Raw genomic sequence first — 637 nt, 5'->3', positions numbered from 1 at the left:
GGTGTGTTCGGATCGCTGATGTCGACGCCGATCATCAACCCGCCGCAGTCTGCGGTGCTCGGGCTGCACCGGATCGAGGATCGTGCCGTGGTGGTGAATGGCGAGATTGTTGTCCGTCCGATGATGTATCTGGCGCTCAGCTATGACCATAGACTGATCGACGGACGGGAAGCGGTGACCTTCCTCGTGCGGATGAAGGAAGCGATCGAGGATCCGGCGAGATTGCTGATCGATTTGTAAACAGAGAAACCCAATGCTCGTCATCCTGAACTTGTTTCAGGATCTCGCGAGGTCCTGAAACAAGTTCAGGATGACGAGGTGAGAGATAGAATATGACCGACCAATTTGACTATGACCTATTGATAATCGGCTCCGGCCCCGGCGGCTATGTCGCTGCGATCCGGGCGGCGCAACTGGGTCTGAAGACCGGCTGCATCGAGAGCAGCGATACGCTCGGCGGTACCTGCCTCAACGTCGGCTGCATCCCGTCCAAGGCGATGCTGCACGCGTCGGAGCTCTATCATGAAGCCCATAGCGGTGCGCTGGAGAAATTCGGCGTCAAGCTGACCGGCACCAAGCTCGATCTGAAGCAGATGCTGGCGGAAAAATTGAAGGCGGTCGAGGAGCTGACCGGCGG

2 protein-coding genes are annotated in these 637 nt (G+C 57.9%); both read left to right on the top strand.

Annotated elements, in window-relative coordinates; all coding sequences use genetic code 11:
- Positions 1-240: 2-oxo acid dehydrogenase subunit E2 (locus V7665_RS13715; RefSeq protein ID WP_335665087.1), on the top strand; the 240-nt coding region annotated here is incomplete at its 5' end.
- A 92-nt stretch (positions 241-332) separates the two neighbouring features.
- Positions 333-637: FAD-dependent oxidoreductase (locus tag V7665_RS13710; protein ID WP_335665086.1), on the top strand; the 305-nt coding region annotated here is incomplete at its 3' end.

This window comes from Parasphingorhabdus sp., from assembly GCF_036964675.1.
GTDB lineage: Bacteria > Pseudomonadota > Alphaproteobacteria > Sphingomonadales > Sphingomonadaceae > Parasphingorhabdus.
The sequence above is the reverse complement of the archived record's forward strand: the minus strand, read 5'-3'. Positions and strand labels throughout refer to the sequence as shown.